17 protein-coding genes are annotated in these 21,598 nt (G+C 66.0%); 7 read left to right on the plus strand and 10 right to left on the minus strand.

Going from position 1 to position 21,598, the window contains the following annotated elements; translation table 11 throughout:
- Positions 1-74: 74 nt before the first annotated feature.
- From Q358_RS0114915 to Q358_RS0114935, 5 genes are all read right to left on the minus strand, one after another.
- Entirely contained in the window at positions 75-2,015 is a 1,941-nt protein-coding gene (locus Q358_RS0114915; protein WP_027962704.1) for an exoribonuclease II, read from the minus strand.
- Between the two features lie 169 nt (positions 2,016-2,184).
- Complete coding sequence (locus Q358_RS0114920; protein WP_027962705.1) at positions 2,185-2,625, minus strand: universal stress protein; 441 nt, start codon at positions 2,623-2,625, stop codon at positions 2,185-2,187.
- A 116-nt stretch (positions 2,626-2,741) separates the two neighbouring features.
- Positions 2,742-3,785, minus strand: coding sequence for a TIGR01620 family protein (locus Q358_RS0114925; protein ID WP_027962706.1), 1,044 nt, complete (start codon positions 3,783-3,785; stop codon positions 2,742-2,744).
- Positions 3,782-5,173 carry a YcjX family GTP-binding protein gene (locus Q358_RS0114930; RefSeq protein WP_027962707.1) on the minus strand — a complete coding sequence of 464 codons (1,392 nt, stop codon included), beginning with the start codon at positions 5,171-5,173 and terminating at the stop codon, positions 3,782-3,784. The genes Q358_RS0114925 and Q358_RS0114930 overlap by 4 nt, the downstream gene beginning before the upstream one ends.
- 11 nt (positions 5,174-5,184) lie before the next feature.
- Complete coding sequence (locus Q358_RS0114935; RefSeq protein WP_027962708.1) at positions 5,185-5,367, minus strand: hypothetical protein; 183 nt, start codon at positions 5,365-5,367, stop codon at positions 5,185-5,187.
- An 87-nt stretch (positions 5,368-5,454) separates the two neighbouring features.
- Between Q358_RS0114935 and Q358_RS0114940 the strand changes: the two genes are divergently transcribed.
- Complete coding sequence (locus Q358_RS0114940; protein WP_027962709.1) at positions 5,455-6,000, plus strand: DUF924 family protein; 546 nt, start codon at positions 5,455-5,457, stop codon at positions 5,998-6,000.
- Between the two features lie 5 nt (positions 6,001-6,005).
- Here the strand turns inward: Q358_RS0114940 and Q358_RS0114945 are convergent, their stop codons facing one another.
- On the minus strand, positions 6,006-6,761 hold the full coding sequence (locus tag Q358_RS0114945; protein ID WP_027962710.1) for a glycerophosphodiester phosphodiesterase family protein: 756 nt from the start codon (positions 6,759-6,761) through the stop codon (positions 6,006-6,008).
- Positions 6,762-6,882: 121 nt separating this feature from the next.
- Between Q358_RS0114945 and Q358_RS0114950 the strand changes: the two genes are divergently transcribed.
- The gene (locus tag Q358_RS0114950) at positions 6,883-7,455 is read left to right on the plus strand and encodes a hypothetical protein (RefSeq protein ID WP_027962711.1); all 573 of its coding nucleotides are present in this window, start codon (positions 6,883-6,885) and stop codon (positions 7,453-7,455) included.
- A gap of 137 nt (positions 7,456-7,592) precedes the next feature.
- Positions 7,593-8,570, plus strand: a complete 978-nt coding sequence (locus tag Q358_RS0114955) for an NADPH:quinone reductase (RefSeq protein ID WP_027962712.1) — start codon at positions 7,593-7,595, stop codon at positions 8,568-8,570.
- Between the two features lie 7 nt (positions 8,571-8,577).
- Here the strand turns inward: Q358_RS0114955 and Q358_RS0114960 are convergent, their stop codons facing one another.
- Positions 8,578-9,495, minus strand: a complete 918-nt coding sequence (locus Q358_RS0114960; protein ID WP_051530441.1) for a MurR/RpiR family transcriptional regulator — start codon at positions 9,493-9,495, stop codon at positions 8,578-8,580.
- 248 nt (positions 9,496-9,743) lie between these two features.
- Here Q358_RS0114960 and Q358_RS0114965 point away from each other — a divergent pair, with 248 nt between their 5' ends.
- From Q358_RS0114965 to Q358_RS0114980, 4 genes are all read left to right on the plus strand, one after another.
- Complete coding sequence (locus Q358_RS0114965) at positions 9,744-10,550, plus strand: enoyl-CoA hydratase/isomerase family protein (RefSeq protein ID WP_027962714.1); 807 nt, start codon at positions 9,744-9,746, stop codon at positions 10,548-10,550.
- Positions 10,551-10,658: 108 nt separating this feature from the next.
- Complete coding sequence (locus Q358_RS0114970; protein ID WP_027962715.1) at positions 10,659-12,872, plus strand: acetate--CoA ligase family protein; 2,214 nt, start codon at positions 10,659-10,661, stop codon at positions 12,870-12,872.
- Entirely contained in the window at positions 12,869-13,678 is an 810-nt protein-coding gene (locus Q358_RS0114975; RefSeq protein WP_027962716.1) for an enoyl-CoA hydratase-related protein, read from the plus strand. The genes Q358_RS0114970 and Q358_RS0114975 overlap by 4 nt, the downstream gene beginning before the upstream one ends.
- Positions 13,679-13,742: 64 nt before the next feature.
- On the plus strand, positions 13,743-15,632 hold the full coding sequence (locus tag Q358_RS0114980; RefSeq protein ID WP_027962717.1) for an SLC13 family permease: 1,890 nt from the start codon (positions 13,743-13,745) through the stop codon (positions 15,630-15,632).
- Between the two features lie 130 nt (positions 15,633-15,762).
- On the opposite strand, the gene Q358_RS0114985 is transcribed toward Q358_RS0114980, so the two are convergent.
- From Q358_RS0114985 to betB, 3 genes are all read right to left on the minus strand, one after another.
- Positions 15,763-18,210 carry an acyl-CoA dehydrogenase gene (locus tag Q358_RS0114985; RefSeq protein ID WP_027962718.1) on the minus strand — a complete coding sequence of 816 codons (2,448 nt, stop codon included), beginning with the start codon at positions 18,208-18,210 and terminating at the stop codon, positions 15,763-15,765.
- A 145-nt stretch (positions 18,211-18,355) separates the two neighbouring features.
- Positions 18,356-20,053 (minus strand): choline dehydrogenase, encoded by a 1,698-nt coding sequence (gene betA / locus Q358_RS0114990; RefSeq protein WP_027962719.1) that lies wholly within the window; start codon positions 20,051-20,053, stop codon positions 18,356-18,358.
- 55 nt (positions 20,054-20,108) lie between these two features.
- On the minus strand, positions 20,109-21,593 hold the full coding sequence (betB, locus tag Q358_RS0114995; protein WP_027962720.1) for a betaine-aldehyde dehydrogenase: 1,485 nt from the start codon (positions 21,591-21,593) through the stop codon (positions 20,109-20,111).
- Positions 21,594-21,598: the final 5 nt, after the last annotated feature.

The following is a 21,598-nucleotide window of genomic DNA, read 5'->3' on the forward strand; positions in this document are numbered from 1 at the left end:
TTGAACGGGTGATCACAAGAAGGGCGGCCCGTGGGCCGCCCTGATGAGATGTCGAATGCCGCCTGGCGGCCGACTCAGCTGGCCGGGCGTGCCACCAGCGAGCGAGTCTCCTCGCGGGCCTCGACCAGTGCCACGCGCACGGAGTCGCCGAGCTTGTAGCGCTCCTCGCTTTCGATCTGGATACGCCCTTCCTTGTCGTCGATGGCGACCTTGTTGCGCTCGCTGTGCATCATCGGCGCAGGAACGAAGGCGGTGGCCCCATTGGCCGTCAGGCGCACACGCATGCCGCCGCGGTTGATCTGGATGATCTCGGCGTCGAAGGTCTCCTGGGACTCGGCCGCGGGGGTCAGGTAGCGCACATAGAGCCAGTCCTTGACGTCGCGTTCGGCCATGCGATTGAGGCGCCGCCGCTCCGTGAGCTGCTCGGTGAGCTCGAGGCTCGCCTCCGCCGGCGCCTGCTCGCCCTTGAGGACCCGCTTGATCAGTCGATGATTGACCATGTCGCCGTACTTGCGGATCGGCGAGGTCCAGGTGGCGTAGGCCGGAAGCCCCAGGCCGAAGTGGGGTCCGGGTCTTGCGGACATGCTGGTAAAGCCCTGGAAGCGGCGCAGGCGGGCATCGAGCCAGGCGTCATCGCGGCCTTCCAGCTCGCGCTTGAGTTCCTTGTAGCGCGGCAGCTGGGTCAGCGCCTCACGCTCGACCTCGATGGACTGGCTGGCCAGGAATTCCTGGGCGGCATCGGCCTTGTCTTCCTCGAAGGCGCGATGCACGTTGAAGATGCCGTGGCCCACATGCGCTGCCAGCAGGTCGGCACAGCAGGCGTTGGCGACGATCATCGATTCCTCGATCATGCGGTTGGCGATGCGCCGCTCCTCGGTGCGGATCTCCAGCACGTTGCCGGCGCTGTCGAGATCGAAGACGAAGTCGGGGCGATCCTTGAACACCAGGGCATGCTCGGCGCGCCAGGCGCTGCGCGCCTCGGTGAGGTCGCGTAGTGCCTTGAGCTGCTCGCCGATGCTGTCTGTCGGCGCCCAGTCGCCCTGGCCTTCCAGCCAGTCGGAAACCCGATCATAGGCCAGTCGGGCATGGGACATCGCGGTGGCGGCAAAGAAGCGATAGTCGCCCAGGCTGCCGTCGGCATGCACGGTGAGCGTGCACGCCAGCACGGGACGCTCCTGGTCTGCCCACAGCGAGCAGAGATCGTCGGCCAGCTGCTCGGGCAGCATGGTGACGTTCTGCCCCGGGAGGTAGACGGTGAAGGCGCGGGTGCGTGCCTCGAGGTCGGCGGCGTGGCCCTCTTCGATGTAGGCGGTGGGGTCGGCAATGGCCACGCTTAGGTCCCAGCCGCCGTCCGACCGAGTCACGATGCGCAGGGCATCGTCCATGTCGCGGGTCTTTTCCCCGTCGATGGTAAAGAACGGCTCGGCGGTCAGGTCCTCGCGCTCGAGGCTCTCGTCACGCAGCGGCCAGTCGTCGCCGGCATCCGGGCATTCCTGCTCCAGGGCATGGCGGGCGAGGGTCACGCGCCATGGCACGGCCGGGTTGTCGGCCTTGGCCACCAGTTCATCGATCTGGGTGAAGAAACCGCGGTCGTCGGTCTTCATGGGGTGGCGCACCAGGCGTGCCACCACCCAGTCGCCATCATCGATCGTGTTCTCATCGAGGCTGCGCTTGATGCGTGCCTTGAAGATGTTCTTGATGGAGGGATGGTCGGCCACCACGGCCAGGCGGCCATCGCGTTTCTGGACCCGGGCGATAAAGCGGTCCAGCCCCTGCTCGATCAGGGTGTCGGGTTCAACGCTCTTCTTCTCTCCCTCCTCATGAAGCACGGCTGCCACGCGGTCGCCATGCAGTACCTGCTTCATGGCGGGAGGGGGGACAAAATAGGAGTCGCCTTCGTCGGTCTCGAGGAAGCCGAAGCCCTTGTCGGTGGCCTTGATCACGCCCTCGACACGAGGGGTGGTAGAGCGAATCTGTTGCTTGAGCTGGGCAAGCATGGCGTTGTTTTGCAGCATGATCACGAACGTGTGGCGGGGATAGGCTGGTCACTATACGGATTCCCGGGCGCCGCGCCAAACGCGACATGCGGGCGTGTCGTGAATGGGCGGCGCGGTCGGAAAGAGCGCTTCGAAGCGCCTGCCGGCGCCGTCGGGCACCGGTGGGAGAGGCGGGTAGACGTCGGGGTCAGCGGACCGTGATCACCGTGCACTCGGCGGTATGCGCCACCTTGTGGGACACGCTGCCGACCACGAAGCCCTTGAGATCGCTTAAGCCACGACTGCCCATGACGATGGCATCGACGCCACGCTTGCGCGACTCGGAGAGGATGGCGCGAGCCGGATCGCCCTGGGCGATCACGGTTTCGACCCGGGTGGCACCCTGTTCGCGAGCCGCCTCGGCGGCGCGGCTGGCCACCTGTTTGCCGGCCTCTTCGCGCTCTTCGCGAGAGGCCTCGATGGCGATGGCGCCGACGCCCCATACCAGAGTGGTCTCGTGGGAAAGCTCCTCGGGGATATGCACGAGGTGCAGGGTGCTGCCGTCCTGGCTAGCCAGCTGGCAGGCCACGGTGAGCGCCTTCTGTGCGTGTTCTGAACCATCGATGGGAACCAGGATGGAGGTATACATGGAGAGACTCCTTGCGGGCTGGGAGTGATGATCGATCTGGGTATCCTTTGAGCCTACCCACTTTCCCCGCCGGGGTCATGCTCCATGATGCTCGGCGGAAACAAGCTTGATCTGTATCAAGCCTGTCGGCGCTCGCCATCCGCCTCCAGGCGACGCAGCTGTTGCCATAGCTCCCGGCGCAGGCTCGCCAGGCGCGGCGCCTGGCCTTCGTCGAAGGGCAGTGGGCGAGTCAGGCGCTGGGTGCGCAGCCCCAGTCGAGCGCTGGTCAGGCCGATACCCAGCCCCTGGGCGGCCCGTGTGGAGAGACGCCCGGCGAGGTTCATCGAGAGCATTTCCATTCCGGCGTCGCCGGCCATTTCGGTGGCGCCGGCGAAGGCCATCTGGTGGAGCACCTCGCGCAGCAGGCGCAGCCGCGCGGCATAGCCAAGCTCCAGCCCATACAGGCGGCACAGGCGGTCGACCATTGCCAGGCTGCGCCAGGCCACCAGCGCCATATCCACCAGGGTGAGCGGGCTGACCGCCACCATGACCGCGGTCTCGCCGGACATGCGTGATACCAGGCGGCGTGCCGCCCGGTCCCGCGGGGCCAGCAGATGGTGGTCGAGGAGGGGATAGAGTTCGGCCGCCCCATGGTGGGACTGTCTCGCGGCCAGGAAGGCCTGCCAGTGCGGATGGTCGGTATCCAGCCCCAGGGCCCGGCGCAGGGCGTCGGCGGTGGCGTCGGCCTCGCGGCGGGAGGCGCTGGGGAGCTCGCTCAGGCGCTTGCGTAGCCGGTCATGGCGACGCAGTCGGCGCAGGCGCCACAGCTCTCGGCCCAGCGCCGAGCCGCCAAGCGTCAAGGCGAGCAGCAGCAACAGGCTCCAGGCGCCGTCTAGCCAGTTGCCCCCCAGGCTCGCCGCATAAAGGGTGGTGCCGGCCTCCACGGCCCCGAGTCCCAGGGTGGCGCCGAGCAGCACGAGTAACCCCCAGCGTCGTTTGCGCGGGCGTCCCAGGCTGGCCTCCAGCGCCGGCTCGGGCGGCGCATCCCGAGGCGCCAGCGCCTGGCTCGGCAGGTCGTGGGCGAAGGCTTCGGGCGGGCGGGGATCCGTCACCGTCGACGAGGCGGCCGGCGCGTCGGGGGCAAAGCGCCGACCGGGGAGAGGGTCACGCGGTGTACTCACGTCAGTTTGTCTCCGATCAGCCAGTCGAGGGCCGCATCCATGCGGATATGGGGCAGGGCGCCGTGGGCCATGGGCAGTGGGCGGAAGGCCGGGAAATCGAAGCCCTGGCGGGCCCAGAAGGCGTCGTCGGGGAGGCGCTTGGGCACCTCACCGGGATATATCAGCAGGGGTTCGCCGTCCAGGCGGGTGCCGCGCAGTGCCGGGGTGTGACGCCCCTGGGTGTCGACCTCGCGTGACTCGCTGGCACGGATCGCCGCCAGCGACAGGGCACGCACGGGGACATCGGCGAAGCGCAGGTCCTTGAGCGGCTCGGCGAGCAGCGCCTCGAGCAGGGATACCAGGTGGGGGTGCTGCTCGGGGGTGACATGGTCGGCCTTGGTGGCGGCGATGGCCAGGCGGTCGATACGCGGGGCAAACAGCCGCGAGAGCAGGCTGCGCTGGCCGTAATCGAAACTCTGCATCAGGTTGGCGAGTGCCCGGGAGAGGTCCTGGAAGCGCTCGGGGCCGGCATTCAACGCCCCCAGCAGGTCGACCAGCACGATCTGGCGGTCGAAGCGCCGAAAATGGTCGCGGTAGAAGGGGCGCACCACATGCTGCTGATAATAGCGGAAGCGCCGCGCCAGGGTGGCGTAGTTGCTCGACTCGGGCAGGTTGGCCAGCCGTTCGGGATCCGTCTCGCCTACCCCGGGTAGCGGGAAGAACTGCAGTACCGGGGCGCCGGAGAGCTCGCCGGGAAGCAGGAAGCGTCCGGGCTGCAGGTCGGCGAAGCCCGCCTCCCGGGCGCTGCGAAGCCCCGCGGCGAAGTGTTCACTGATCTCGGCCAGCTGCGCCTCGTTGGCGTCGGCGGCGAGGTCGAGTCCGGCGACGGCGTCGTGCCAGGCCGCAAAGTGGGTCGAGCGCTGCCGGCCTTCCAGGGTGAGCTGGCGCGCGCACCAGCCAGGGTAGTCGAGCCCCAGTAGCGGCAGGTCGAGCAACCACTCGCCCGGGTAATCGAAGAGGTCCAGGGTCAGCTGGCGGGAGTCGCCTCCCAGCAGGCCACGGCGTGCCGGGCGGTAGCGAATGGTCAGGCGCAGCTCGCTGATGCCGTGGGTGGGCTCTGGCCAGCGTGGCGGCGCAGCGGAAAGGGCCGCCATGGCCTGGTCGTAGGGAAAGCGGGGCACCCCCAGGTCCTGCTGGTTCACGCGCCGGGCCCCCAGCAGGCGCCCCTCCCTGGCGGCGGGCAGCAGATCCAGGCGCGCCTCCAGGCCGGCATGGCGCAGCTGGTTGACCAGGGAGGTAAGAAAGGCGGTCTTGCCGGCGCGGGACAGGCCGGTAACGGCTAGGCGAAGCTGGCGGTCGCGGCCCCGTTCGAGCAGGTCCTGGAGCTCACGGGTAAAGGGCTGGCGCATGGGAGACTCCGTCAGCCGGCGATCAGGCCGTAGAGGGTCGGGGAGGCGGCCAGCAGGAATCCGGCTCCGGCGATGATCCGTCCCGGCCAGAGGTGGCGGCCATAGTGGGCCAGACTGAGGCCGCCGAGGCAGACCAGCATGCCGATAATATTGCACAGGTAGGTAATCATCGACCAAAGGGGGTCGGGGTTCATGCGATAACGCTCCTCGCTTGTGGTGTCACGCCGGGGATGGTATCAGGAGAGCTGCCCTGGAGGCAGCGCAGCGACTAAGGATAATACATGACGACGCCCCCCGATGAGGTGCTGACATTCTGGTTCGATGAGCTCGGGCCGGCCCATTGGTTTCGCAAGGACCCGCGCCTGGATGCCGATATCGCCGAGCGTTTCGGGCCCTGCCTGGCGGCTGCCTGCCGTGGCGAGTTGTGGGGCTGGCGCGAGACCCCCGCCGGGCGCCTGGGCGAGATCATCGTGCTCGACCAGTTCTCGCGCAATATTCACCGTGATACCCCCATGGCCTTTGCCGCCGACCCCATGGCACTGGTGCTTGCCCAGGAGGCGGTGGCCGGTGGCGATGACCGACGCCTGGCGCCGACGCGGCGGGCCTTTCTCTACATGCCCTTCATGCACAGCGAGTCGGGGGTGATTCATGAACAGGCATTGCGTCTCTTCAGCCAGGAGGGCCTGGAGAAGAGCCTGCCCTTCGAGCGACGCCACCGCGACATTATTCGGCGCTTCGGCCGCTATCCGCACCGCAACGCCATCCTCGGCCGAGACTCCACGCCCGAGGAGCTCGCGTTTCTGGCACAACCGGGGTCTTCCTTCTAGGGCTTTCACCCCTCATCCAAAAAGCCCTGAAAACGGCCCGGGTCGTCGCTTATCGCCGTATCGACACCCCACTGCCATCGATGGGCGAAGGCGGTGGGGTCGTTGGGGGTATAGCAGAGCAGGGCGTAACCATTCTCCTTGACGGCCCTGGCCCCGCGGCGGTTCAGGCGACGCCAGTCGGCATGGATGCTGTAGGGCGTGAGCCCGGCGCAGCGATTCTGCCAGCCGCGACCGATTCCCTCGAAGAGCACACCCAGCGCCAGCCGCGATGGAGAGGCCAGCTGGCGTGTGTGGCTCAGGGCCTCGTCATTGAAGGAGGAGACGATCAGCCGTTGCGGAGCAAGGGCCTCGAGGGTGGCCGGGACCGCCGCCTCGACCAGTGCCGCGGCACTGCGTCCGCGATTGACCTTGAGCTCCAGGTTAAGGCCCATGTCGAGTTCGACAACCAGCCGTAGCATCTCGTCCAGGGTGGCGATGCATTCACCACGAAAGGTATCGGAAAACCAGGCGCCGACATCCAGCCGCCGCGCGGCGGGCAGGCTCAGGTCGGCTAGCCGGCCTCGACCATCCGAGCAACGCCGTATCCCGGCATCATGCCAGATCACCGGAGTGCCATCGCCCAATAACTGAACGTCCAGCTCGACCCAGGAACAGCCGGCGTCGTGGGCGGCGCGCACGGCGGCAAGCGTGTTCTCCGGGGCCCGGGAGGAGAGGCCGCGGTGGGCCATCAGGCGGGGGAGCGTGATATCGGGGTGGGGCATCGGCCATCGTCCTGGTCAGCGTATCGACATTCATACTCTACCGGATATGGTAGGCTTCGCGATTTTCGACGCAGCTAACGCGCCGCCGTCGGTGCCAGGGCGTCAGTGTCAGGAGAGTCATATGAGAGTCGTGAATATCAAGGATCATAGCCAGCGCGAGGCCTGCCTGGCCCGACTGTGTGCCGAGGCCTACGGCCATGAGGCGGGGCTTCGGCCGTTGGCCATCTTCGCCGGGACCCTGGGGGTACTGTTCAAGCAGGAAGCGGCCAGGGTGCTGGCACTGGTGGATGACCACTCTCGCCCGGTTGCGCTGGCCCTGCTGGTGCTCGATGAGCTGGGCAGCAGCATGACCGTGACGCTGCTGGCCGAGCTGGATCAGGAAAGTGTGGTACGGCCGGCCGAGCGCCTGGTCGCCGAGCTGGCGCTCAAGGCTCCCTTGCGGGTTGATGTCCTGGATGCCGAACAGGAGGCACGCTTCACCGAGGCGGGTGTCTCACGCTGGCTGGACGGCAAGGCCGGGGTTCGCATCGGCCTGGGCCCGAAGCATCCGGCTACCACCCTTGCGGAGCTTCCACGGGCGCTGACCTTCGACGAAGCCTCGGTGATTCAGTCCTTCAAGCAGGACCAACAACAGTTCGATGACTACAAGGCGCGCTTTATCCGTGGCCTGGAAGCCTTTCCCGCCACGCTCTGAGTACAGGGCTATCGCCGATGGCTTGACGGCTCGGTAGCGCGGGGCGTGTCCGGCGGCACGTGGAGATGGCTTGACCGTGTCGGTGTATGACGCTTGACTGATGAGTTCATTCAGCAGGCAGCATAAGGAACTCCCCCATGGCCAAGCGTATTCAGTTGTCCTGCACCGGCGACTCCGATGTCCTCGAGTTGACCGATGTCGCCCCGGTGGACCCCGGTCCCGGAGAGGTGAGGGTCGCCAACCGTGCCGTCGGCCTCAACTTTATCGATATCTACTTTCGCACCGGCCTCTATCCGGCACCCGCGCTACCCACTGGTCTGGGAACCGAGGCGGCCGGCGTGGTCGACGCGGTAGGCGAGGGGGTGACCCATCTCAAGGCAGGCGATCGTGTCGCCTACGCCCAGGGCCCCCTGGGTGCCTATGGTGAACTTCACACCCTGCCCGCCGATAAGGTAGTGGTGCTGCCCGACGGCATCGACTTTGAAGCTGCTGCGGCCAGCATGCTGAAGGGCCTGACCGTGCAGTACCTGATGCGTCAGACCCACCGCCTGGAAGCCGGAGAGACCGTGCTCTGGCATGCCGCCGCAGGCGGCGTGGGGTCCATCGCCTGCCAGTGGGCCCGGGCGCTGGGCGTGAAGCTGATCGGTACGGTGAGTTCGCCCGAGAAGGCGGCCCTCGCCAGGCAGAACGGTGCCTGGGCGACCATCGACTATACGCGGGAGAACGTGGTCGAGCGGGTCCGTGAGCTGACCGATGGGGCCATGTGTGATGTGGTCTATGACTCGGTGGGCAAGAACACCTGGGAAACATCACTGGACTGCCTCAAGCCACGCTCGCTGATGGTCAGTTTCGGCAATGCCTCGGGAGCCGTGGAAGGTGTCAACCTCGGTATCCTCAATCAGAAAGGCTCGCTGTTCACCACTCGTCCCAGCCTCAACGGCTATGCCGATACTCGCGAGCGCCTCGAGGTGATGGCCGCCGAGCTGTTCGACATGCTGGAAAGCGGCAAGGTCAAGGTCGATATCGCCCAGCGTTATCCGCTGGCCGAGGCCGGCAAGGCACAGGATGCCCTGCAAGGTCGCCAGACCACCGGTTCCACCATCCTGCTTCCCTGACCCGGGGTCAGCCGCTCTCCGCATAGGCGCCCATCCGGCGCATTCGCGACTCGAAGTTCGCCACGTTGCCTACCAGCTCATCGGGGCCGAAGGCCACGCACTCGGCCAGCAGCGTCTCCACCAGAGTGATGGCGGAGAGGATCGACGGGAAGAAGTGGGGGGTGGCGTTGGCCACCGGGAAGGTGATCGCCGCGCCCGGCACCAGGGGAGAACGCAGGGTATCGGTGATGACGATGGCGTTGACGCCCGCCGCCCGGGTGATTTCCAGGGCACGCATGGTCTCGGCGCAGTAGGGTTCGAAGCCGAATACCACCACCACATCGCCTTCGCCGAAGGGGGCAAGCTCCGTGAGCAAGCCGCCTTCCTGACCGCGTATCAGCTGGATATTCGGCATGGCGATACGCCCCACGTAGGCAAAGTGGTAGGCGCAGGCGAAGGCGTCGCGAAACCCTACCACGGGGATCCTGTCGGCCCCCAGCAACAGCCGGGCGGCCTCGCGCACCCGTACCTGATTGTCCGCAGTGAACAGCCGTCCGATATTGTCAAAGGCGGCATCCCCCACATCCAGAAAGATCTGATCGTCGGTCTGGCTGGCCATGTTGCGTAGCTGGCTGGCTCGGCCGGAGAGTTCCACCGGTCCGGCCTGCACCGCCGACTGAAATACCTCGCGAAACTGCTCGTAGCTATCGAAGCCCAGGCGCTTGGCCAGGCGTACCAGTGACGAGGCGGTGATTCTTGCCGCCGAAGCCGATTTGCGGATCGACTGGAAGGCGACCTCCACCGGATGTTCCAGCACGTAGCCGGCGGCCAGCTTGAGCTGAGGGCTGAGCTCCGGGTAGGCCTCGGCGAGTCGCTTGTTGACCGCATCCAAGCGGTTTGGACCTGTCTCCAGAGGGGCGTCGTCTCGGCGATCGTTGTCCAGCACGGCGGTCTCCTGAAGGGCAGTACGTGGGTCAGACATTGTAACCGATGTGTTCGGGGTGGGTGCGAAACAATCGTTTCTCTTTGTTGTTTTGGGTAAAACGATCGTGTTGACCTCGAGGGGGGCCTTGGCTAGGATGGTGACAAAACAAACGTGCTGATTTTTTTTTGTCAGTGACACGCTTGTTTCCATGATCAGTAATGCCAACGCGCCGTTATCGAATCTCATCGCCTCGGAGAGGCAACGACTTCATGAGCCAAGCTGCTATCCCCTCGTCCCGTTACGAGACCCTGATCACTCGCCGTCATGGACACGTTCAGGAAATTCGTCTCAATCGACCTCATCGCCTCAATGCCGTCACTCAGGCCTTCTATGACGAGTTCAACGCCGCCCTGACCGTCGCCGAGCAAGACCCCGAGGTGCGGGTGGTCGTGGTCACCGGTGAAGGGCGCGCCTTCTGTGTCGGCGCCGATTTAAAGGAACACAAGGCCGGGCGCACCGCCTTCGATCGCCGCCAGTACCTGCAGGGCGAGCAGATTGTCTGCAAGCGCCTCTTGCAGATGAACACCCCGGTGATCGCCGCGGTCAACGGCTATGCCCTGGGCGCCGGTGCCGAGATCGCCCTGGCCGCCGATTTCATGCTGATGGCCGATACAGCCCAGTTCGGCCTGCCCGAGGTGTCCATTGGCAACTTCCTGGGTGGTGGCGTCACCTGGCTGCTGCCGCGTCTGGTCGGCCTCGCCAAGGCCCGTGAACTGGTCTTCCTGGGTGAGCGTATCGATGGGCCCGAAGCGGTGCGCATCGGCCTGGCCAATCGCCACTATCCCCAGGAAGGCTTTTTCGACGCCGCCCTGGCGTTTGCGAAACAGATCGCCGGCAAGGCGCCGTTTTCCATGCAGCTGGCCAAGGAGCAGCTCACCATGTCGGGGGAGCGCACCCTGGATGCCTGCCTGACCGCCGAGCTGGAGGGCATGATGTTCGTCGGCACGACCCGCGACTGGCAGGAAGGCGTCGATGCCTTTGCCGAGAAGCGCACCCCGCGCTTTCAGGGTGAATAGCGTCGTCATGCCCCGCCGACAGGCCCGGCAGCACCCGGGCCACCATCCCCGCTTTCGCGACACCCCTGCGCTGCCACCCAGCGACTCTAGAGACCAAGGTCATCCCTAATGAACCCCATCGAAGGACATCTCCCGACCCGCAGCCCACTGCACGATATCCTGGCCCCCGGCGGAATCGCCGTGGTGGGGGCCTCCGCCGATCCCACCAAGCGTGGCTACAAGGCCATGGTCGGGTTGATCAAGGAGGGGTATCCCGGTGATATCTATCCGGTCAACCCCAGGGCCGACATGGTCCTCGGGGTCAAGGCATGGTCCAGCGTGACCGAGATTCCCGGCAACCCCGAGCTGGCGCTGATATGCACTCCGGCGCCGACGGTGCCCGGGCTGGTCGCCGAGTGCGGTCGCCGAGGCATCAAGGGGGCGGTGATCCTGGCCAGCGGCTTCAGCGAGATCGGCGATGAGGGAGCTTGCCTCGAGCGCGAGATGCTGGAGAAGGCCCGCGCCCACGGTATTCGCCTGATCGGTCCGAATACCTCGGGTATCTTCAATCTTCATCATCGAATCAACCTGTTGGCTCTGGACAACGTGAGGCCCGGCGATGTCGGCATCGTCTCTCAGTCCGGGAACATGCTGCTGTCGCTGGCGCTGGAGGCGCAACATAACGGCCAGGTAGGCTTCTCCACCTATATCGGTCCCGGCAACCAGAGCGATATAGGCTTCAACGATTACCTGCGCTACCTCGGTGAGGATCATCACACCCGGGTGGCCACCCTCTATGTCGAGGGCTTTCGTGATGGTCGCCGCTTCCTGGATGTGGCCCGCGAGGTCACCGCCATGAAGCCGGTGGTGGTCTACAAGTCGGGCTCTACCGAGGCGGGCCAGAAGGCGGCCAGCTCGCACACCGGTGCGCTGGCAGGCAGCTATGCCATGACCGTGGACCTGCTCAAGCAGTCCGGTGTCAGCGTAGTGCATCAGTCCGACGAGATCCTGCCCGTGGCCGAAGGGCTGGGGCTGCTGCAGAAGGCGCGAGGCAAGCGTGTCGCGGTGATTGCCGATGGTGGCGGCCAGGCGACCATCGCCTCCGATCGCCTGACCGAAGCGGGCCTCACGCTCGCTGAGCTCTCCGAGGCGACTCGGGCGAAGCTGCGCGGGGTGCTCTTCCCCCAGGCCTCTACCGTCAACCCCGTCGATGTGGCAGGCTCCACCGATGCCGAGCCGTCGTTGTTGGCGACCTGCATGGAGATCCTTGCCGCCGATGACGGTGTCGACAGTGTCTTTCTGGTGGGCATGTTCGGCGGTTATAGCCTGCGTTTCGCCGAGTCGCTGCTGGGCGACGAGATGCGCGGCGCCGAAGCGATGGTGGATCTTTCCAATGCTACGGAGAAGCCGCTGGTGATCTACAGCCTCTATGCTCCGGTCAAGCCGCCGGCGCTGCGCCGCCTGCACGAAGCGGGTCTGCCGGTCTATGCCTCCATCGAGAATGCGGTGCGGGTGCTCTCGGCACTGGGCGAGAGGGGACAGTACCTGGCCCAGTACCATGGCGAGAGCCGCCTGGGCAGTGTGGCGCCGCTGCCCGAGATCAACGCCATCTTCCGCCAGGCCAAGGCCGAAGGGCGGGACCTCTTCGAATACGAAGCCAAACGGCTGTTGCGTGATCATGGCATCGAGGTACCGCTGGAACTGGTGGTGCGCGACGAGGCCGAGTTGGCGGAGGCGGCGAGCCGGCTTGCAGGAGATAGCGGCGAGACGCCCCTGGCCATGAAGGTGGTGTCCAAGGATATCCTGCACAAGTCCGATGCCGGCGGGGTCCGGCTCGACGTAGCGGGCGAGTCGGCCATGCGCGAGGCGTACCGGGGGATCCTTGGCGCCTGTCGCGACCATGACGCCGCGGCCGAGATCGAGGGCGTGCTGGTCACCCCCATGGCACAGAAGGGTGTCGAGGTGATTCTGGGGGTGATCCGTGACCCCATCTTCGGGCCGGTACTGATGTTCGGCCTGGGGGGCGTCTTTGTCGAGATCCTCGAGGATGTCGCCTTCCGTTCGATTCCACTATCGCCGCATGACGCCGAATCCATGGTCGAGCAGATCAAGGCCAGGAAGATTCTCGGTGGGGTACGCGGCGAGAAGGCGGTGGACAAGGCCGCCCTGGTTGATCTGCTGCTGAAGGTGTCGCGTATCGTCGAGGCCTACCCCGATCTTGCCGAACTCGACCTGAACCCGGTGATCGTCAATGCCGAGGGCTATGCGGTGGTCGATGCCCGGGTTATCGTCGAGCGTGAATCCGTTCCTGAACTCCGTCGCGACAAGGAAGCCCTGTCATGAGCCAGTCGAATTCTCGACCCCACCTGACCGATGCCGACCTGACCCTGGAAGGGCGGGTGGCGACCCTTACCTTCGATCGTCACGATGTACGCAATGCCCTGACCGGCACGGCCCTGGTCGATGACATCCTCGCCGTGGCGGAGTGGGTCAATGCCTGCGATGACGTCTCGGTGCTGGTAATGACCGGGGCGGGAAGCGCCTTCTCCGCCGGCGGTAACGTCAAGGACATGGCCAGTCGCGGCGGCGATTTTGCCGGCGATGTGGCCGAGGTGTCGGCGCGCTATCGTCGCGGTATCCAGCGCATTCCGCTGGCGCTTGCCGAGGTGGAAGTGCCGATCATCGCCGCGGTCAACGGCCCGGCCATCGGTGCCGGCTTCGACCTGGCGAATATGGCCGATATTCGAATAGCCTCGGCCCGGGCCAAGTTCGGCGAGACCTTCCTGAATCTCGGCATCATCCCCGGGGATGGCGGCGCCTGGTTCATGCAGCGCCTGATCGGCTACCAGCGTGCCTTCGAACTGACGCTGTCGGGCCGGGTCATCGATGCCGAGGAAGCCAGGGAATATGGCATCGTGCTCGAGGTTACCGAGCCCGAGGCCCTGATGGAGCGTGTCGGGGAGCTGGCGGGGCGCATTGCCGCTCAGCCGCCCAAGGCGACCCGGCTGACCAAGCGGTTGATGAAGATGGGGCAGCGTACCGAGCTCAAGGACTTCCTCGACCTTTGTGCGGTGTTTCAGGGCATGTGCCACAACGAGCCGGAACACCTTGAGGCAGTCAACGCCATGCTGGAGAAGATGGCGAAATAACACTTGTCGCCTGGGGCCTGCCTGGCGATGCTGGGACCATCCGATCTCACAGGGAGGTGAAACGATGGCCGACAGCACCCTGGTCTTCCTCGTCCTCGGCGCGACCCTGGCGGCCTTCGTCTGGGGTCGCTTTCGCTATGACCTGGTGGCGATGGCCGCCCTGCTTGGCTCGGTGGTGCTGGGCCTGGTCCCCGGCGACCAGGCCTTCCGGGGCTTCGGCCATCCGGCGGTGATTACCGTCGCGGCGGTGCTGGTGCTCAGCCGAGGATTCGAGTACTCCGGTGTGGTGGACCTGATTTCCCGGCAGGTCCTCAAGGTAGGAGAGCGGCTCTTCCTCCAGCTGCTGGTACTGGTGGGTACGGTGGTGGTGCTCTCGGGCATCATGAACAACGTGGGAGCCCTGGCGCTGCTGCTGCCCGTTGCCATGCACATGGCCCGCGAGCACGATATTTCCCCCTCGCTGCTGTTGATGCCCCTGGCATTCGGCTCCCTGCTGGGGGGATTGACCACCCTCATCGGCACGCCTCCCAATATCATTATCGCCAGCTATCGTGGCAGCGTGACCGGCGAGAGCTTCGACATGTTTTCCTTCTCGCCGATCGGCGTGGCGGTGGCTCTGGCGGGGCTCGCCTTTATCGTGCTGCTTGGCTGGCGGCTGGTGCCTCAACGTGCCGGCAAGGCCTCCACGGAGGCCATGTTCGACACTGCCAACTATCTCGTCGAGCTGCGGGTCGGTGACGACGCCGAGGCCAGGGGCCTGACCCTGAGAGAGCTGCAGCAGAGCCTGGATGAGGCGGTGCCGGTACTGGCGGTGGTGCGCGATGAAAAGCGTCACGCGGGTCATGCCTTCTTCGGCGTGTTGAAGGAGGGCGACATCCTGCTGGTGGAGGCGGGCCCCGAGGAGATGAAGCTGTTGGAGGACAAGGCGGGGCTGCGCCTGGGCAAGGAGGCCGCGGAGGAACGGGAAAGTGTCGAAGAGCAAGACGCCACGGCGCTCAGCGAAGGCGAGCCGCAACCGAGGCATGCCGCGGCAGAAGCCGACGGGAAGGCTGACGGAAAGTCCGACAGGGAGCGCAAGGGAGTCGATACCGAGGGACTACAGCTGGTCGAGGCGGTGGTGCGTAACGACTCCAGGATGATCAATCGCACGGTGGCCCAACTACGGCTGCAGAATCAGTTCGGCCTGCACCTGGTCGCCGTTGCCCGGGATGGCGGGCGTCTCAGGCAGCGCCTGCACGAGATCCGCTTTCGCCCGGGTGACGTGCTGTTGCTGCAGGGGGATGAGGGCGAGCTTGCCGAGAGCCTGTCGACGCTGGGATGCCTGCCGCTGGCAAGTCGTAACCTGTCCCTGGGCCAGCCGCGCATGCTGCTGGTATCCATCGCCATCTTCGCCGCCGCCATCCTGGCCATGCTGCTGGATCTGCTGCCGGCGGCGGTGGCGCTCTCCACGGCGGCCCTGGCGTCGCTGCTGGTCGGCGTGTTGCCGCTGCGTGAGGGCTATCAGGCCATCGACGGGCCGGTGATCGTGCTGCTGGGGGCGATGATCCCGGTGGGCGAGGCGCTGGAGACCAGCGGCGGGGCAACGCTGATCGCCGAGGCGATGCTTGCCTGGGGCAGCGACTGGCCGGTGATCGTCACGCTGTCGGTGCTCTTCCTGCTCTCCATGATCCTCTCCAATATCATCAACAACGCCGCCGCGGCGCTGTTGATGGCACCGATCGCCGCCAGCCTGGCGTCGGGCTTCGATGCCTCGGTGGATCCCTTCCTGATGGTGGTAGCGGTCAGCGCCTCAAGCGCCTTCCTGACGCCCATCGGCCACCAGTCCAACACCCTGGTGATGGGGCCCGGCGGCTACCGCTTCGGCGACTACTGGCGGCTGGGCCTGCCACTCTCGCTGCTGACGCTTTCGGTATCCGTGCCCTTGATCCTGCTGGTCTGGCCCTTGTCGGGGTAAGTGCCTGTCCCTTCATTCGTGGGGAGGCCTCAGGGACTGTCCCCGGCGGAGCCATCAGATCAGTGTTGATGCTCGTCGCCACTGCCGGGGACAGTCCCTTCTCGCTTGGGAGGAAGGGGGAAGATAAGCGTCAGGCGGCGTTATGACGCAGGACCTTGGACTTGTCGGTCACGAAGGCGTCGTATTCGAAGTCGTCCACGGTCAGCAGCTCCAGCACCTGGGCCTCCCGCTCGCGCATGAAGGCGGCGTCCTCTTGTGAGATCACGCCCTGCTCCAGGCCGGCTTCCACTCGCTGCTCGGGGTGCAGCGCCTCGGCGGCGAGCTCACCCTTGGCATAGGCCTTGTTGAGCGTGCGGTAGAGCGCCTCGGCGCGCTCCTGGGTCGCCAGCAGGCTGTTGTAGCGGGCCAGGAAGTTGGTTTCGCTGCCGTCGTCGGCGCTCCAGGTATTGGCCAGCAGCTTCGTGCGCAGGGCGCTGTCGCGGGACACCGCCTGGGCGATGCGGCGGGTCAGGTCGTCGTGGGGATGCTTGAAGCGCTTGCCCCGCGGCATCACCACCCGGCGCAGCACCACGGCGAGGGCGCGGTTGGGCAGGTTGTCGAACAGCCCGTCCAGGGCCTGTTCGGCGCGGCCCAGCAGCAGCTGACAGCTGTAGTGGAGCAGGGCCTTTTCATCGTCGACCCGGTCACCCTCGTGCCACTGCTTGATCACCATGGAGGCGAGGTAGAGGTTGGCGAGTACGTCCCCCAGCCGTGCGGAGAGCATCTCGCGCAGCTTGAGGGTGGCGCCGAGGCTCGCCATGGCGGCGTCGGCGCACAGGCCGAAGCCGGCGGAGAGGCGGGCGATCTCCTGGGCATAGCCGGCGGCCTCGTCATCGAAGGGGACCGCCGACTTGCCGATACCCAGCCCCTGGGTGAAGGCGCGGGCGGCGTTGCCGAAGATCAGCCCGGCATGACCGAAGAAGGCGCGATCGAAGGCCTGAATATCGTCGGCGTCCTTGGCGGCCAGCTCCTCGAGGACATAAGGATGGCAGCGGATGGCGCCCTGGCCGAAGATCATCAGATTGCGGGTCATGATATTGGCGCCTTCCACGGTGATCGCCACCGGGTTGGCGCTGTAGCCGATGCCCAGGTAGTTGCGCGGACCCAGGGTCACCGCCTTGCCGCCGTGGATATCCATGGCATCGCCGAGAACCATCCGCTGGAATTCGGTGAGCTGGCTCTTGAGGATCGCCGATGGTACCGCCGGCTTCTCGCCGCGATCGATGGTGTTGGCGGTCTGGTAGACCGCGGCCTGGGCGATATAGCCCAGGGCCGTCATGCGGGCCAGCGGCTCCTGCACGCCTTCCATCTCGGCCACGGGCACGTTGAACTGACGACGGATGCGGGCAAAGCCGCCGCTCCAGCCGATGGCGTAGCGCGCGGTGCCGGTGGCGCCGGAGGGCAGGGTGATGCAGCGACCCACCGAGAGGCACTCCACCAGCATGCGCCAGCCCTGGCCGATCATCGTCTCGCCGCCGATGATGGTATCCAGGGGCACGAAGACATCCTTGCCGCGGATCGGGCCATTCAGGAAGGGGCTGCCGATGGGATGGTGGCGACGGCCGATCTCCATGCCGTCGGTATCGCGGGGAATCAGCGCCAGGGTGATGCCGCGGTCTTCCTCATCGCCGAGCAGGTGCTCCGGGTCGAAGAGGCGGAAGGCCAGACCCACCACGCTGGCGATGGGCGCCAGGGTGATCCAGCGCTTCTCGAAGTTGAGGCGCAGGCCGAGCACTTCCTTGCCGTCGACCATCTGCTTGCACACCACGCCGGTGTCGGGCAGCGAAGTGGCATCACTGCCGGCGCGGGGGCCGGTCAGACCGAAGCAGGGAATCTCGCGGCCGTCGGCCAGGCGGGGCAGGTAGTGATTCTTCTGCTCGTCGGTACCGTACTTGAGCAGCAGCTCGCCCGGCCCCAGGGAGTTGGGGACGCCAACGGTGACCATCAGCGTCTCGTTGATCGAGAGTTTCTGCAGCACCAGAGACTGGGCCTTGGCCGAGAAGCCGAGCCCGCCGTATTCCTTCGGGATGATCATCCCGAAATAGCGCTCCTGCTTGAGGTGGTCCCAGAGTTCCTGGGGCAGGTCGGCCCGCTCCTTGGCGATATCCCAGGCGTTACACATGCCGGCGGCCACCGAGCACTGGTTGTCGAGAAACGCCTGTTCTTCCTCGCTCAGCCCTTCGTCGGCGTAGTCGAGCAGTGCCTGCCAGTCGGGCTTGCCGGTGAAGAGCTCGCCGTCCCAGGCCACGCTGCCGGCCTCGAGGGCGATACGCTCGGTCTCGGAGACCTTGGGCGAGACCTTCTTGAACAGGGTGAACAGGCGCGGGGTCAGCCACTTGCCGCGCAGGGCCGGCAAGCCGGCGGCGGCCACGCCGGCGGCACCGAGCAGCAACAAGGTACCCAGCACGGTCGAGGCGAGGAACAGGCTGGCCAGGCCGGTCACGACGAGCACCGCCAGGGCGGGCAGGGCGCCCGCCTCGCGGCGCATGACCGTCAACAGGCCGATGATGGCCACAATCAGCAGAATCAGGGTGAACATGAAGCGACTCCGGTGGTAGTAAGCGACAAGAGTTCGAACAGATGTTTGAATTCTTTCAGGATAGCTTACATCACCGGAGCCGGCCAACGCGAGAAGATGTCATGCTGCCGGCCCGGGAGCCTTTGCCATGCCGGCAGCCAGAGGCTCAGCCGTGCGCGGCAGGTCGTTCGGGTTTACCTCGGGCCGGGGCATCGCCGGCCACATGGTAAGGGGCTTCGCTTTTCGGCAGCGCATCGCGGCCGCGAATGCGGTCGGCCATCTTCTCGGCCAGCATGATGGTCGGCGCATTGAGGTTGCCGGTCGGAATCAGGGGGAACAGCGAAGCGTCCACGACGCGTAGCCCCTCGACGCCGTGCACCCGGCCCTGGCCGTCTACCACGGCATCGTCGCCCTCGCCCATGCGACAGCTGCCGCAGGGGTGGTAGGCGGTCTCGGCGTTGCCGCGCACGAAGTCGTCCAGCTCGGCATCGCTCTGCACGTCGGGGCCGGGGGAAATTTCACGGCCTCGGTAGGCGTCGAAGGCCGGCTGGCGGATGATATCGCGGGTCAGGCGGATGGCATCGCGAAACTCCTGCCAGTCCTTCTCCTTCGACATGTAGTTGAACAGGATGCTCGGTGCCGCCTCGGGATCCCGGGAGGTCAGGCGGACGCGGCCACGGCTCTCGGAGCGCATGGAGCCCACATGGGCCTGGAAGCCATGGGCCTGAACCGCGCTCTTGCCGTTGTAGCTGATGGCAATGGGCAGAAAATGGTATTGCAGGTTGGGCCATTCCTCCCGGTCATTGCTGCGGATGAAGCCGGCCGCCTCGAACTGGTTGCTGGCGCCGACCCCACGCCCGAGAAACAGCCATTCGGCGCCGATTTTCGGCTGGTTCCACCACTTCAGCGCCGGATAGAGAGAAATGGGCTGGCTGCATTCGTACTGGATATACATCTCCAGGTGATCCTGGAGGTGTGCGCCGACATTGTCGTTGACATGCACCGGGGTGATGTCGAGCGCCTCCAGGACCTCCCTCGGGCCCACACCGGAGCGCTGGAGGATCTGCGGCGAGGCGATGGCGCCGCCGCACAGCAGCACCTCACGGCGAGTGCGAACCCGCTGTTCCTGGCCGCGATGGCGGTAGCGCACGCCCACGGCGCGCTTGCCTTCGAACTCGATCACGTCGGTGATGGCGCGGGTCTCGATGGTCAGGTTCGGGCGCCCCTTGGCCTGGTCCAGGTAACCGCGAGCCGTCGAGGCACGACGGCCGTTGGGTGTGACGAAGCGGTCCATGGGGCCGAAGCCTTCCTGCTGGTAACCGTTGACATCGTCGGTCTCCGGATAGCCGGCCTGCTTGCCCGCTTCGATGAAGGTCCGGTAGAGCGGGTTGTTGCCCTCTTTCGGCGTCGTGACGCTCACCGGGCCGTCGCCGCCGTGATAGTCATTGGCGCCGATATCGCGGGACTCGGACTTGCGGAAGTAGGGCAGGCAGTCGGCGTAGGTCCAGTCCTCGAGCCCCGGTGCCTTGGCCCAGCCGTCGTAATCCAGGGCGTTGCCGCGGATATAGCACATGCCGTTGATCAACGAGGACCCGCCCAGCCCCTTGCCGCGGCCACATTCCATGCGCCGGCCGCTCATATGCGGTTCCGGGTCGGTCTCGAAGGCCCAGTTGTAACGCTTGCCCTGCAGTGGGTAGGCCAGTGCCGCCGGCATCTGGGTACGGAAGTCGAAGCGGTGGTCCGGGCCGCCGGCCTCGAGAAGCAGCACCGAGACATCGGCGTCCTCGGTCAGGCGGGTGGCCAGCACATTGCCGGCGGAGCCGGCGCCGATGATAACGTAGTCGAATTCGCGGATCTGGGTCATGGGAGAATCTCTCAAGGCAACATCAGTACAAGGGGCGATTCCGGCGGCACGGCGCTTAGAACACCGATTCGAAGGGCCCCATCTCCACCTGCACCGACTTGGTCTGGGTGTAGTGGGCCAGGGTCTCGAGACCGTTCTCGCGGCCTACACCGGACTGCTTGTAGCCGCCTACCGGCATCTCGGCGGGAGAGTCGCCCCAGGTGTTGATCCAGCAGATGCCCGCCTCCAGGCGATGAATCACTCGATGGGCTCGATTGAGGCTCTCGGTGAAGAGGCCGGCGGCCAGCCCGTAGTGGGTGTCGTTGGCGCGGCGGATGACCTCTTCCTCATCATCGAAGGCAAGCACGGCCATTACCGGGCCGAAGATTTCCTCGCGCACCAGGCGCATATCGTCGGTGCAGTCGCTGAACACCGTGGGTGCCGCCCAGGCCCCTTTCGACCAGGCGATGCTCGCCTGATCGTCCTGGTCCCAGCGCTCCCCGCCGGCCAGCAGTGTGGCGCCTTCCTGCCGACCCAGCTCGATATAGGAGAGCACCTTGGCCTGATGCTCGAAGCTCACCAGCGGGCCGAAGTTGGTGCTCGGATCCAGCGGATCACCGGCCTTGATGCGCGCCACGCGCGCCTTGAGTTTCGCCTCGAAATCGGCCTTCACCGATTGCTCCACGAAGACCCGGGTGCCGTTGGTGCAGACCTGACCGCTGGAGTAGAAGTTGGCCATCATGGCGGCATCGGCGGCGCGGTCGAGGTCGGCGTCGGCGAAGACGATCAGCGGTGACTTGCCGCCCAGCTCCATGGTGACCTCCTTGAGGGTCGAGCCACCGGCGGCCGCCATCACCTTCTTGCCGGTACCGACCTCACCGGTGAAGGTGACCTTGGCGATATCGGGGTGCTCGGTGAGCATGGCACCCACCTCACCGGCGCCGTGCACCACATTGAACACGCCATCGGGCAGGCCGGCCTCGGTCAGGATCTCGGCCAGCTTCATGGCGGTAACCGGGGTTACTTCGCTGGGCTTGAAGACCACGGCATTGCCGGCAGCCAGGGCAGGCGCCGCCTTCCAGCAGGCGATCTGGATGGGATAGTTCCAGGCGCCGATGGCACCGATGACACCCAACGGTTCGCGGCGGGTGTAGACGAAGGAGTCTTCGCGCAGCGGGATCTGGGTGCCTTCGATGGCGGCGGCCAGCCCGGCGTAATACTCCAGGGCATCGGCGCCGGTGACGATATCCACCGCGGCGGTCTCGCTGATCGGCTTGCCGGTGTTACGCGTCTCGAGCTCGGCGATCTCATCATTCCGGTCTCTCAACAGCGCCACGGCGCGCTGCAGGATACGCCCACGCTGCATGCCGCTCATGGCGGCCCATTCGCGTTGCCCGCGCCTGGCGGCAGCCACGGCCCTGTCGACATCGGCGCTGGAGGCCTGCTGCACGCGGGTCAGCAGGCTGCCGTCGAAGGGGTTGTGAACCTCGAAGGTGTCACCCGAGGTAGTGTCGACCGTGTGGCCGTCGATATAGAGGGGGAGGGCATTTGTTGCGGTCATGAATC

Source organism: Halomonas halodenitrificans DSM 735, from assembly GCF_000620045.1.
GTDB lineage: Bacteria > Pseudomonadota > Gammaproteobacteria > Pseudomonadales > Halomonadaceae > Halomonas > Halomonas halodenitrificans.